Raw genomic sequence first — 8907 nt, forward strand, 5'->3', positions numbered from 1 at the left:
ATCGAATCACTGTTAAGGGGGCGGAATCATTGAAAATGAGCATGGGTACCATTTTGCAGCCAATTCATTTTGCATTGCTCAGTTTGGGTGGTGCAGCTTTGGTCATGTGTACACAAAACGCATTTTCAGCTCCTGTACAAGGCTATGTGATGTCGGTTCAAATGACTCCAGCCGTATGTTTAATTGATTCTACCAAAAGCAAAAAGCGTAAATGTTTGGAAGGTTACTCACTGAATATTGAGGGTTTATATCCTGAAGTCGCGACGCGTGAATGTAGTACCCATTCATCGGCAAAGTTGCCGCCGCTACAAGCGAAGGTAGTGGCGCGAGTCATGCCCGATGATGCTGCGCGAGTACAGCTTTGGCAGGGTATAGGTGGGTGTGTACCTATGAATGCCAGTCAGTATTTCCGCATGATCATTAACAATGCAGATCGGATTAACGTGCCTGCGGTATTGACGGGCCAAGACACTCAAACCGTACAACTGGGTCAGTTGCGTAGCCTGTTCTTAAAATCCAACTCAGGTATGTCATCCAAAAGCATTCATTTTCAATGCTCGAATCATCAGGGCAGCAGTTATTTAACCGAAATCAAAATTTGCTATAACAGTGCTGGGCGCTATAAGCAGTGTGCTGCCAACATTGGGTCAAATTGCCCAAGTCAGTTTGTGATTAAAGGTTCTTACTAGGTTTTTGAGCGCATTAAATTTGTGGTTTTGAGTCTTTTGGAAATATTTTATTTATATTTTCTATCAGACTTTTGTGGAATTTGATGCGCTTTTGCATGCATCCGCTGAATGATTGGAGTACAATCTTTCGCGTTTATGATTATTAGATTAAATGGACTGACTATTTAATCGCATTGACTATCCTCAACTGGAGATAATTACATGAAGCAACCCGTTCGTGTTGCCGTGACTGGCGCTGCAGGTCAAATTGGTTACAGCTTATTATTCCGTATCGCTAGCGGTGAAATGTTGGGTAAAGACCAACCAGTTATTCTTCAATTGTTAGAAATTCCTGTTGAGAAAGCTCAACAAGCGCTTAAAGGCGTAATGATGGAACTTGACGACTGTGCTTTCCCATTATTGGCAGGCATGATCGGTACTGATGATCCTAAAGTTGCATTTAAAGATGCTGACTACGCTTTATTAGTTGGTTCACGTCCACGTGGTCCTGGTATGGAACGTGCTGACTTGTTAAAAGTGAACGGCGAAATCTTCATTGGTCAAGGTCAAGCATTGAACGAAGTTGCGAGCCGTGACGTTAAAGTTCTTGTTGTAGGTAACCCTGCGAACACGAATGCTTACATTGCAATGAAATCTGCTGCAGACCTTCCTGCGAAAAACTTCACAGCAATGTTACGTCTTGACCACAACCGTGCGTTAACTCAACTTGCTCAAAAAGCGGGTGTTGCAGTTTCTGACATCAAAAACATGACAGTTTGGGGTAACCACTCTCCAACAATGTATGCTGACTACCGTTTTGCAAATGTAAACGGCGAAAGCTTAAAAGACAAAATCAACGATGCAGAATGGAACAAAGACGTATTCCTTCCAACTGTTGGTAAGCGTGGTGCTGCGATCATTGAAGCGCGTGGTTTATCTTCTGCTGCTTCTGCTGCAAACGCTGCAATTGACCACATGCGTGACTGGGCGCTTGGCACAAACGGCGAATGGGTAACGATGGGTATCCCTTCTGATGGTTCTTACGGTATTCCTGAAGGCGTAATGTTCGGTTTCCCTGTAACTTGCGAAAATGGCGAGTACAAAATCGTTCAAGGTCTTGAAATCGACGAGTTCAGCCGTGAGCGTATCAACTTCACGTTAAATGAACTTGAAGAAGAGCGCGCAGCAATTGCTGACATGATTAAATAATTTAATCTTCTAGATTAAATTAAAAACTCGGTTACGAGTTAGGCCAGTCAATTTTATTGACTGGCCTTTTATTTTCTATGTTCATATTTCTTATAAAAATAAGACTTATAAATCAAATTACCTTATATTTTTGATCAAATATAAGAATGAATTATCTTCGATAAAATAAGCAGTCAGCCCTACAGCGTAGGGGAAATTGCGTAGAATACGCGGGTTTCCTTTTTCAAATTCTCTCTTCCATGTCTGTTATTGTTGCTGCTTCCCAAAGATCGAATGTTTCGGTTTGGGTGGCTTTTATCTTATTAATTGTGGGTACCTTGGGTGCCTATCAAATTGTTGGTCTGAATCAAGCGCTGTTATTTTTTGATTGGCGGTGCTTTGGGGATGACCTTGTATCATGCTTCTTTTGGCTTTACTTCTAGCTGGCGCGTATTTATTAAAGAAGGGCGCGGGCGTGGGTTACGTGCCCAAATGATTATGTTGGGTTTGGCGGTATTGCTATTTTTTCCTGCCTTAGGCGCAGGTGAATTATTTGGAAATCCTGTCAAAGGTAATGTAAATCCTGTTTCCATGTCAGTCATGATTGGTGCCTTTATTTTTGGTATTGGTATGCAATTGGGTGGCGGTTGTGCTTCAGGTACTTTGTACACCGTTGGCGGTGGTAGTGCCCGCATGTTGGTGACCTTATTCTTCTTTTGCTTAGGTTCGTTGATTGCAACATCACATTTGGATTGGTGGTTTAACCTACCACATTTAGCACCCATTTCTATTGTAGAAAGCTTTGGGGTGATTCCTGCGCTGTTGTTGAGTTTCGTTATTTTTGCGTTAATTGCAGCCGTGACAGTATGGGTTGAAAAGAAACGCCATGGCAGTTTAGAGGCAGAGCCACAAAGTCAGCAGCACGGCTGGAAACGCTTTCTGAAAGGCCCGTGGCCGTTGATTTGGGGCGGCATTATTTTAACCCTGCTTAACTTTGCTACCTTGGCCTTAGCAGGTCGTCCGTGGGGTGTAACCTCTGCACTTGCAGTTTGGGCTGCAAAAGTGGCGACCTTAGCAGGAATGGATGTAAGTGCTTGGGATTACTGGCAACAACCTGGCAATGCTAAAGCTCTAGCCAATTCACTTTGGCATCATGCTCGGTGCTTTGCTTGCAGCGAGTTTGGCAGGCAAGTTTGCGCCTAACTTTAATATTCCACGTCGTTCACTGGTTGCAGCAGTTGTTGGTGGTCTATTACTTGGCTATGGCGCACGTTTAGCATACGGTTGTAATATCGGTGCTTACTTCAGTGGTATTGCATCAGGAAGTGTGCATGGTTGGTTGTGGTTGGTATTTGCCTTTATGGGGAATGCAATTGGCGTAAAACTGCGCCCAATTTTCTTTCCAAGTGAAAAGCCACAACCTGAAAAATTAACAGGTTGCTAAATTTAAAACTAAACCTATTCAGCCAGTCAGCGTAAATTTTGACTGGCTTTTTTATTTTGTAGTCTCTTTACAGCTTTAAGCTAAACATCCGACATGATTCTTATCAACAATTTCTGATTCATTCTTACTTGTATTGCATGCTTTGAAACTTGCACAGAAACGGTGGTGTTGTACAAAAAATAACATGCTGCAACTCGGCTGCTGCTGAATGCTTGAATAAAGCGAGTTACAGTCATCTTAATCACTGAAAGAGTTAAAGGAGGATGTCATGTTTGATCAACAACCAACTTTAGAACTGTTATTTCAACAATTGGGTCTAGATGCAGATGATGCTGCAATTGATCAATTTATTCGTGAACATCAGTTGCCCGCAGAAACCAAATTACACTGTGCTGAATTTTGGACAGAGGGTCAGCGTCAATTTCTACAAAGCCATTGGAAAAAAGATGATGACTGGGCCATTGTGATTGAAACGCTGAATGAGCAATTGCATAGTGATCAGCATCCAAGTACGTAAATGGCGTGAAGTGTTGTTATAAAAACTTGAGTGAGAGCAGCTCAAAAAATTAATCACAAAAAGATACAACAAACCCAGTCAAAGGACTGGGTTTTTTATGCAAATTGTTATAAGTTGGTTCAATAAGGAATTACAAATAAACTAATAAAGGGGGCAAGGTGCTCATGCAAAATACTCCATCATTAGCCATGTTATTCAGCCAGCTCGGTTTAGCCAGTAGCCCTGCAGCCATTGAACTGTATGTACGTACACATCAATTACCTGCGCAGATTAATTTACATGAAGCGCCATTTTGGAATAAATCGCAACGTGAATTTTTAATCAGTCATTTGGTACAGGATGATGACTGGGCCATTTGGATTGATGAACTCAATCAACAGCTACACTTAGATGCTTACCGTTTGCAAGCAGTATAAAAACCATTTCATATTTATGCTAACGCCTCAATACGAGGCGTTTTAATGCATTCTGCTTTTAAGCATCTGTTTAAACCACACTTCAGTTTGGTAAGCATTAAATGCAGGGTGAATCTGTAATAACTCCAAATCAAACTCAGCAGTTTTACTATATTTGCCTAACCAATGGCGGCATAGTGCAGTTTCATTTTTACTGGCGCTGGCATAGGCCAAGAAAAAGAAAATATCGCCATGTGCATAATGGGTCATGGCTTTTAAAATTTGTTGGGTAATCAGTGCATATTTAGCATCACGCGTGAGTTCAAAATACATCATATATGCTTTGGCTAAATGCAAAGATAGATTGATATAAAGCGGCAAGGGCATTTCTTCAAATTCAACGCGACCTTGCTCCAACAGAACAATCGCTTCTTGTAAAAAGTAAATCTGCTCTTGGCGCAACTCACTTAAACTGACCAGTTGTAAGCGTAAATCGGCACGTTCCAAAGCTAGTTCTGGGGTGTTCCCTTGTAAGAAAAGTTGGTCGGTTTCACCAATACGTTGAATAAGTTGTTGAGTCGAATGGCGCATTGGTGAATTCCTTGTTGCGATATGGGCTATACATCGGGGCAGATTTGAGCTTTTAAAGCCAAAGCACTGGAAAAACTGCAAGCATTTTTAGCAAATTTACCAAAGCGTATTGCCACTGCGTAACCACGCTGTGATAGATAGGCGTTGTTGCTTGGCGAGCAAAACCTCATGCAATAAATCACTTTGAAAAATGGCTAAACGGTTCGGTGATGGTTCAATAATATGCCATTGGTCGTGTTTATCTTGTAGGCGGAGCTGACCACCCCAGTCAGGCTGCCATTCACTGTGCAAATAATAAACGGCAGAAATCACCCGATCATTTTTCTGTTGAGGGTTGTCACGGTGCAAGGCGTAAAAAGACCCAGTTTGATAACTGGCAAAATGTGCTTCGACTTCACGAATACCCAAATAAAATGCCTGATTGAATTGTTCTGCTAAGGCTAAAAGCGTTTGGGTATGTTGATGGGCTGTGCTTAAGTTTTCATGAATCCATAAAATATGATCACTGCGAATATTGCTGACCACGCCATTTTGAATGGCGGCTTCACGAAACTGATCTAAATTTTGACTACACTCTAGCAGCAATTGTTGCTGATATTCGGGTGAATAAGCATCATCAATTATTGCAAAACCATGTTGATCCAAATCTTCAAGAATTCGATCAACATTCCAGGACTTTGGGAGAAGTGTAGCGTCCATATAAAATACTCAGAAAAAGATGAAATTGAGAGTTGGTTATTTTAGAGGAATACAAGCTCCTGAATGAAACTTTTTTTCATGCTAAAATAGCGGTTGATTTTAGGAATGAACCAAACATGAATTATCGTCACCATTTCCATGCAGGCAACTTTGCCGATGTCATGAAGCACGTCTTATTGCTGCAAATTCTGACGCGTTTAAATGCCAAAGATAAACCTTATCGTTATGTCGACACACATGGCGGTGCGGGTAAATATGACTTGTCTTTAGCACCTGCACAGAAATCGGGTGAATTTTTAAATGGTATTCACCGTTTGGTAAAACTAGATGATTCAATCAAGCGTCAGGCACCAGAAGGTGTACAGCAATATTTAAAACTGGTTGAAGAAATGCGTACGGTCGATGGTCAGGGGGCTTATCCAGGTTCTCCGTGGTTTGCCTTACAGGGTATGCGTGACATCGACAAAGCCACTATTTTTGAAATGCAGCGCGACGTATTTCAGCAATTACGTCATAACATTCGTGACAAACGTGCAGGCTTGCATGAACGTGATGCTTACGAAGGTTTATTGGGTGTGATTCCACCTAAAGAAAAACGCGGTTTGGTGATGATTGACCCACCCTATGAATTGGAACGTAAAGACTTTCCGCAATTGGTGGAATTGTTGGCAGCTGCGCATAAAAAATGGCCGACAGGTGTATTCGCAGTATGGTATCCAATTAAAGACCGCGCCATGATTGAACGTTTTGAAAAGAAAATGTTTAAAACAGGTATTCGCCGCCAGTTAATTTGTGAAATTTGTGTATGGCCAGATGACACGCCAGTTGGTTTAAATGGCTGTGGTTTGTTGGTGATTAATCCACCTTGGAAATTCTCTGAAGATGCAGATGAAGCCTTGCAATGGCTATTCCCTCATTTACGCATGCAAGAACATGGTGGGCATGCTGCAGTGCGCTGGTTGGTTGGCGAATAAAAAGTTAAATAGACGTTCAGGTTACAGTTAGGACACAAAATAATGACAAACACATCCAAGCCCGAAGGTGAATATAGTTCCCGTGATCTTGAACATGACGGAATTACATTTGAGGTGGTGGAAGAAGAGCATACCCGCGAAGGGCAAAAGGTGAAACGTCGTGGTATCTACCTGTGGCCAAACCTGATTACCACAGCAGCATTGTTGTCGGGTTTTTACTCGATTATTGCTAGTATGAACGGTGAGTTTAGCCAAGCCATTTACGCTATTTTTCTAGCGGCATTATTTGATGGTCTAGATGGGCGTGTGGCACGTGCTATTGGCGCGCAAAGTCCTTTTGGTGAGCAGTTTGACTCTTTGTCTGATATGTTGGCCTTTGGGGTTGCGCCTGCCATTCTTATGTATAGCTGGAGCTTGCACGATTTAGGCCGTATTGGCTTGGCGGCATGTTTTGTTTATACCGCTTGTGCTGCCTTCCGTTTGGCGCGTTTTAATGTGCAAATTGGTGTGGTCGATAAACGTTATTTTATTGGGGTTGCGAGTCCTTTAGCAGCACTGATTATTGTGTCTTTGGTTTGGGTGGGGCGTGATTTCCCTGAACTGTATGATATTCGTGAGTTTGGGCTACAAATCTTGAATGCTGTGATTATTATTGCAGTAGGCTTATTGATGATTTCTAACATCAAATATTATTCATTTAAAACCTTTGACCGTAAACGTGTTCCATTTTTTGTTTTGCCTATAGCCGTCTTTATTTTGGCCGCCATGACTTATAACATTCCAGTAGGTATTTTGGTCATTTCAATCATTTATGCACTTTCAGGTTTTGTGACCACCTTTATGGCAAGAAAAAATGCAGTGAGTTAGTGCAGCATTAGACTGACACATCAACTCACAAGGAGTTTGATATGCAGCTGTTTCAAGATTTTTTAGATCGTTCCAAACAACTTAATCAAACTCCTGATGCGCTTTGTAAATTGCCTTATCATGCGCCAAAACATCATTATAAATTTATCTATCAGGGCTTAATTCTTCCTGCTTTACCTGCACCATTGCATTATGTGAATTTTCTCGGTTTATTGGGCCATCTGAATAGTAATATGTTGCGTACTGAACAGATGCTGAACGGTTCAGCTTTAGATACTGCCAGTATTCATTGCAGCACCAGTCCACACATGGTGGGACAAACCAATCATTATTCCATGCAACACGATTGCAAATTCAGTCGACACAATTTCCAGTTTGCTCATAAAGAACGCATAACGGGCAGGTTTCCGCAATTTCGGATTCAACGTGATGATTCTGAACTGAGTTTTGATTTGCAGATCACCACAAGTACCACAATTTCTTATTTCACTAAACTGCGGATGAATCTAGCCGAACATTGGTCATTATTGTGCCAATGTGAAGGTGATATACGTTATAAAGATCAGCATTTTGAGATTCAACAATTAGGCAGTTTTGAATACGCCAGATCAATTCAGTTTCCTTATTTAGCGGTCGCATTCTTTTGCTATCAGGTAATTAATTTAGAGAATCAGCAACAAATGCTGTTGTTACAAAGTCGTGATGTATTCAATCGCATTCTGCAATCTCGAATTTATTTGCGTGATGCAAGCACTAGGCAAAGTACTCTGTTTGATGAACAGGTTCAGCTACATATTCAGCGTGTCTATCCACAAGTAACCACACCAACTGGGCAGGCTATGTATTTACCGCGTGAATTTGAATGGGCTTGTCAGGATGTAAATGGCAACAGTATTTATGTCAAGGCGCAAAGTCGAGGAGATTTTAAATTTGGCGCGGCTGCAGGTTATGTGGGGAGTTTTCAATTCCAACTTTCTATCAATGGAAACTTGCAACAAGGTGAAGCGGGCTATTGTGAATATATAGATTGTCGTGCGCTGAAGTGGCAAGAGCAAGATCAGGCGGAAAATGCACCCGCGGCAGTATTGAGTCCCGAACCTTTTATGATCAAAAAAAGAAATAACCAAGATTTTTCGAGAAAATTACACAATTTTGATGAATAAACAACCACTCAAACAATATTTTTGCTAAAAACCAAAAACAGGGCTTGCAAGCGATGGGAATTCATCTATAATGCACATCCATCGGCGGTGATGTTGATAAAAACTTGTTGAAAAACAATAGCTTGGTTGATTGGTTTAAGATTGGTTGAGTTTGTTTTGAGTAGATGGGTTTGAAAATAAAATCAACATTGCATGTTGACTTTCTTAAAATAGAGAGTAGTATAGCCGACCTAGCTTGATGCTGACGAAGCATCGAGAAGATCATTAAGAGATTATGAAGAACAACTTGTGTGGATTTTTACTGATTGATTGATCGAAAATATTTCATTGATTGATTGGTTTAAATTACTCGAAGTTTATTTGAGCGAAATTTAAGTCAGAAAATTGATGAGCCAGATTTG

9 protein-coding genes and 1 pseudogene are annotated in these 8907 nt (G+C 41.2%); 8 read left to right on the plus strand and 2 right to left on the minus strand.

The window, feature by feature from the left end; translation table 11 throughout:
* Nucleotides 1-35 precede the first annotated feature (35 nt).
* The 5 genes and pseudogenes from HHA42_RS07760 (at nt 36) to HHA42_RS07780 (ending at nt 4233) form a co-directional block, all read left to right on the plus strand.
* On the plus strand, nt 36-689 hold the full coding sequence (locus HHA42_RS07760; protein WP_168526028.1) for a ribonuclease I: 654 nt from the start codon (nt 36-38) through the stop codon (nt 687-689).
* Nucleotides 690-890: 201 nt separating this feature from the next.
* Nucleotides 891-1877: a malate dehydrogenase gene (locus HHA42_RS07765; RefSeq protein ID WP_168418540.1), complete on the plus strand. Its 987-nt coding sequence runs from the start codon at nt 891-893 to the stop codon at nt 1875-1877.
* A 239-nt stretch (nt 1878-2116) separates the two neighbouring features.
* A pseudogene (locus HHA42_RS07770) lies at nt 2117-3300 on the plus strand (YeeE/YedE family protein).
* 268 nt (nt 3301-3568) lie between these two features.
* Nucleotides 3569-3817, plus strand: coding sequence for a DUF2789 family protein (locus HHA42_RS07775; protein ID WP_004976204.1), 249 nt, complete (start codon nt 3569-3571; stop codon nt 3815-3817).
* A 158-nt stretch (nt 3818-3975) separates the two neighbouring features.
* The gene (locus tag HHA42_RS07780) at nt 3976-4233 is read left to right on the plus strand and encodes a DUF2789 family protein (RefSeq protein ID WP_026438536.1); all 258 of its coding nucleotides are present in this window, start codon (nt 3976-3978) and stop codon (nt 4231-4233) included.
* A 42-nt stretch (nt 4234-4275) separates the two neighbouring features.
* Here HHA42_RS07780 and HHA42_RS07785 read toward each other — a convergent pair whose 3' ends face one another.
* Together HHA42_RS07785 and HHA42_RS07790 are read right to left on the minus strand one after the other, a co-directional pair.
* The gene (locus HHA42_RS07785; protein ID WP_168461097.1) at nt 4276-4803 is read right to left on the minus strand and encodes a hypothetical protein; all 528 of its coding nucleotides are present in this window, start codon (nt 4801-4803) and stop codon (nt 4276-4278) included.
* Between the two features lie 96 nt (nt 4804-4899).
* Nucleotides 4900-5502, minus strand: coding sequence for a 2OG-Fe(II) oxygenase (locus HHA42_RS07790; protein WP_168418542.1), 603 nt, complete (start codon nt 5500-5502; stop codon nt 4900-4902).
* A gap of 116 nt (nt 5503-5618) precedes the next feature.
* On the opposite strand from HHA42_RS07790, the gene rlmJ reads away from it, so the two are divergent.
* From rlmJ to HHA42_RS07805, 3 genes are read left to right on the plus strand one after another with little or no spacing between them, the layout of a single operon-like run.
* A complete protein-coding gene (gene rlmJ, locus HHA42_RS07795) occupies nt 5619-6476 on the plus strand; it encodes a 23S rRNA (adenine(2030)-N(6))-methyltransferase RlmJ (RefSeq protein ID WP_168418543.1) in 858 nt (285 codons plus the stop codon).
* Between the two features lie 42 nt (nt 6477-6518).
* On the plus strand, nt 6519-7343 hold the full coding sequence (gene pssA / locus HHA42_RS07800; RefSeq protein WP_168418544.1) for a CDP-diacylglycerol--serine O-phosphatidyltransferase: 825 nt from the start codon (nt 6519-6521) through the stop codon (nt 7341-7343).
* Nucleotides 7344-7384: 41 nt separating this feature from the next.
* Nucleotides 7385-8506: a XapX domain-containing protein gene (locus tag HHA42_RS07805; RefSeq protein ID WP_168526030.1), complete on the plus strand. Its 1122-nt coding sequence runs from the start codon at nt 7385-7387 to the stop codon at nt 8504-8506.
* Nucleotides 8507-8907: the final 401 nt, after the last annotated feature.

The sequence above is a fragment of the Acinetobacter sp. A3 genome (assembly GCF_012371415.1).
Lineage (GTDB): Bacteria > Pseudomonadota > Gammaproteobacteria > Pseudomonadales > Moraxellaceae > Acinetobacter.